Raw genomic sequence first — 3,460 nt, 5'->3', positions numbered from 1 at the left:
GCGATTGGCGTATATGGGGCCTTTTGGTACGCATGCTCACTATTCTAGTACAAAAAAGGGGTCTTGGCATGCTCGACTCAGCAACAACGCAGAACGTCGCCGAGTGGGCTGTTAACGTCGGGGATAAATAGCCTCCGAGAGTCGGGCGAGAATAGCCAATTCCAGTCAAATAATAATCGCCAATACACCAGCAATTAGCCATGCCCGCCCGACAGATTTACTTAAGCTTTACCGCATTGGGAACCGCCTCGACAGAGTAGGTATCAAGCCCGGCGCCGCGGTAGCTCGGGCCCCTCATCATGAACACCGTGGCTTTATCGAAGATGCGGTCGAGCATGCAAAGAAGCGTTTCGTCACCCGTAAAGAACTCGCTCCAGTTGACCACGGGATAATTGCTCGTGAGGATGAGGGTGTTCGGGCATTCCTTTTCATAACGGCGGTCAATGATGTCGAAGAAAAGATCCGTGCACGCCTTATCGAAGGTGCAGCGGCCCACTTCGTCGACGATGAGGCACGACGGCTTTACCAGCGAGCTCACGGTCTTGCCGGGGTTCGGGCTCTTCGCCGCCTTGCTCAGCTTGTCTCTGAGTTCGGAGGCCTTCAGGAAGTAGGCTTTGAAGCTTTGCTGGCAGCACTCCCGGCCGTAGGCTTGGGCAAGGTGCGTTTTTCCGACGCCATGGGGGCCGATGAGCGCGATGTTCTTGCGCGCGTGCAGGTTCGACAGCGCCGACAGCTTCCTGAGCGCCCCCGCATCGCGACCCTGGATGCGGCCGTAGTCGAAGTTCCCGAAGGTCTTGGGCTCCTTGCGGGGCAGGCGGCTCATCTTGAGCATGGTCGCTATCGTGGTCTCGTGATGCTTTTCCGCCAGATACTCGAACACCGAGGCCACGGCCTGAAGCTCCGACTCTCCCATGTCCGACCTTTCTGCCAACGCGGCCAGCTCTTCCGCCGTCAAGCTGACGGCCAGCTCGTCGGCGCGGGTTTTAACGAGATCGTAGATGCTTCGGCGTGGGGCAGGTTCGCCGGCGGCAGGATCGAAGACGGCGCCGTTTTCGATCTCGGCCATCATAGCATCCCTTCGAAGTCGAACTTCTCAAAGGCCGATTTGACTTTCGGCGGCTCGAGTTGCGCGATCGTCGTCTTTACGGGTGCGGTCGGCAACTCGCATGGCTGGATGTCTGCATATTGATCCGAACAGAAGCTGTCGCGACGGCCCCAGGTGACGGCATGGGCGGCAAGCTCTTGCGACAGGTCCTCAGAGTAAACGTGCAGGACGGAGCCTTCGCGGCTGATGCGGCAGGTCTTGCCCGCATACCAGTACGGGACCCCGAACCGCCGACCTTCATAGCTGACGAACCCGTCGAAGCTGATCTTGCGGCGCGGGCACAGGTAGCATGCGACGTCATCGGCGATGGCGACGACATGGGCGGCGGGAAGGCAGGAATTCGCATGCTTGTCCGCGGGAATGCAGTCGACGGCACGCCGATAGCGCGAACCTTGCGCGACGCACCAGGCCAGCGCATCGGCGTTCAACTGCGTGACGTCGGCGAACGTGCGCCCGGCGAGGAAGTTCCCTTTTACGAACCGCACCAGGCGCTCGACCTTCCCCTTGGTAAACGGGTGGCGAGGCTTGCAGAGCCTGGTCTTGAAGCCGACGCAGGCCATGAAGGCGGCGTAATCGGCCTGCCAGACGGGGCGTCCCTCAAAGTCGCGGCGGATGACGACGCTTTTCATGTTGTCGGTCAAGACGTGGTCGGGCACACCCATCAGCATGAATGCATGAACCATGCCGATAAACAGGTTTTCCTGACGGGCATTGGGGAAGAATTCGATGTAACAGGTGCCACAGTGATGGCATATCATCGCGAAGCAGGCAATCTTATAGGTACGGCCCCGCCAGTCCTCAACCTCGACGAAGCCCCAGTCCATCTGGTAGGACTCGCCAGGCCCGGTCTGAAAGCGCCTCCCGCGGCTGCCTTGTGGCTCCACCAGCCTCCGCTTGGCAGGCACCAGGTCGGCGTGGTCTTTGATGTAGGTCTTCACGCTGGTAAGGCCGCCTTTGTAGCCCTGCTCGGCGATGCGTTCGAAGCAGACCTCGGAGTTGGTGACGCTACGCCGAAGCAGGTCGTCCAACACGCCTGTAAACCCCGTGAGCACGGTGGTCTCCGCCTTCTTCCCGCACCGGCCGTGCGGAGCCGCTTTAAAGCCCTTGTCCTGCAAGGTTCTGGCCTTCGATCGCGACAGGCCTGTCTTTCTTGAGAATTCGGCGAGGTTGACCTTCGACGGGTCGAATACGTCTCCCGACTCCTCGGCCATCTCTTTCAAGACAGCGTCTATAATCGCTTGAAGGCCATTGCGTTCGTTGTCATTCATAATCCTCCTAACGCTGGCGTATTGGCGTATACCAGTGTAGGTTTATGGGGACGCAATGGCTGTTTATCTCTGACTGAAATCGGCTAATTTAATCCGACTGTTGGTGGCTAATATCACCCGACGCTAACACGATCAATTACGATCGCGAGTATTTTTATCTTATGACCTCCTTTTCTTGGTGGGTGTTACAAGCTGATATTGTTCTGCTTTGCGAGTGTGAGGACGGCTTTTGAAGAGGCATGCTAACAAGGCAGTAGGTCGTTCTAAGGCTTTTTAAGAAAGATCACGGCGTAAAGAGCAATCCTGCCATTTGTGGGCACCTCGTGTTCAAAAACTAGTAAATATTTACAAAATTGAACAACGTTATTAAAATAAGTCACAGCTCACAGGGAGTGGTGACTGTTTTACCGAAGTACTGATTTTGCGCCACGCTCTCAAAGGTGTGCGGTAAAAGCTCTGATGATGAGAAAGAAGATATCATGAGGTACGGTTTTGGTGCGGCAATAACATGGGCTTTCGACACGGTCATTTTGAGCATTGCCCTTTCGTGTAGTTCGTTTTTTGCTACAGAAACAGCTATCGCATTGGCGGCGTTCATCAGTACCTTCCTTCACGATCTTTGCTCGACGACGTATATGTTTATCTACATGGCACTGCGTCGCAAGCTGCGGGGCGCCTGGAAGGCGCTCAAAACGCGTAGCGGCAAGTACGTCATTCTTGCTGCGCTTCTTGGTGGACCTGTTGGTATGACGGGGTATATGACAGCTATCAACAACATTGGTGCGCCCTATACGGCAGCCATCTCTGCCTTTTTCCCTGCGGTCGGCGCTTTTCTCTCGTATCTTATTCTCAAGGAAAAAATGCGACCCTATCAATGGGTAGGCTTGTTTGTCTGTCTCATCGGCGTGGCGGTGCTGGGCTATACGCCTGCTGAAGGCATACCGGGCAACTGGTTTGTCGGAGTAGGTGGAGCGTTGGTCTGTGTTATTGGGTGGGGGTGTGAGGCGGTTATCATCTCGTATGGCATGCGTAGTGTAGATGTGGATGACGAACATGCGCTCCTTATTCGTCAGACCACCTCAACCAT

General features: G+C 56.0%; 3 protein-coding genes. 1 reads left to right on the top strand and 2 read right to left on the bottom strand.

From position 1 onward, the window contains the following. Positions 1-217: 217 nt before the first annotated feature. Both RR842_RS13005 and istA read right to left on the bottom strand, forming a co-directional pair. Complete coding sequence (locus RR842_RS13005; RefSeq protein WP_332730030.1) at positions 218-1,069, bottom strand: ATP-binding protein; 852 nt, start codon at positions 1,067-1,069, stop codon at positions 218-220. Next, the gene (gene istA / locus RR842_RS13000) at positions 1,066-2,316 is read right to left on the bottom strand and encodes an IS21 family transposase (protein ID WP_332730028.1); all 1,251 of its coding nucleotides are present in this window, start codon (positions 2,314-2,316) and stop codon (positions 1,066-1,068) included. Before istA ends, RR842_RS13005 begins: the two co-directional genes overlap by 4 nt. Before the next feature lie 536 nt (positions 2,317-2,852). On the opposite strand from istA, the gene RR842_RS12995 reads away from it, so the two are divergent. Beyond that, the coding region (locus RR842_RS12995; RefSeq protein WP_332730026.1) for a DMT family transporter at positions 2,853-3,460 on the top strand (608 nt) is incomplete at its 3' end.

The organism is Gordonibacter sp. (genome assembly GCF_036667095.1).
GTDB lineage: Bacteria > Actinomycetota > Coriobacteriia > Coriobacteriales > Eggerthellaceae > Gordonibacter.
Note: the sequence above shows the minus strand (reverse complement) of the source record. Positions and strands in the feature narration are given on the sequence as shown.

What these genes read in the sequence shown, in the direction of transcription:
- RR842_RS13005 (WP_332730030.1), bottom strand. Translation starts at nt 1,069, where the DNA reads ATGATGGCCGAGATCGAAAACGGCGCCGTCTTCGATCCTGCCGCCGGC.
- istA (WP_332730028.1), bottom strand. Translation starts at nt 2,316, where the DNA reads ATGGCCGAGGAGTCGGGAGACGTATTCGACCCGTCGAAGGTCAACCTC.